At 46.1% G+C, this 241-nt stretch carries 1 pseudogene; it reads right to left on the bottom strand.

Annotated elements, in window-relative coordinates:
* Positions 1-38: 38 nt before the first annotated feature.
* A pseudogene (locus tag LK536_RS59015) lies at positions 39-241 on the bottom strand (hypothetical protein); the annotation flags it as partial.

Below are 241 nucleotides of genomic sequence, written 5' to 3'. Positions count from 1 at the left end.
GCTGCTATCAAAAAAATTTGGAATATAATCACAAAACGCTAATTTTGCGAAATAAACCCGCCTGTAAAAAAATCTATCTGCCCAGGCAAGTCTACTCCATCCGGTACATTCTCCCACTCACCGCCGATGTAATCCAGCACCCGGCCCCAACCGAATTTCTCTCCAGTCTCTTGGTCCGTACAACAGCGGTACATCCAAAACTCCCATTCTTTCTGATTCCTGACTCGCAACTGGTCAAACC

This window comes from Clostridium pacaense (assembly GCF_020709765.2).
Taxonomy (GTDB): Bacteria; Bacillota; Clostridia; order Lachnospirales; family Lachnospiraceae; genus Enterocloster; species Enterocloster hominis.
Note: the sequence above shows the minus strand (reverse complement) of the source record. Positions and strands in the feature narration are given on the sequence as shown.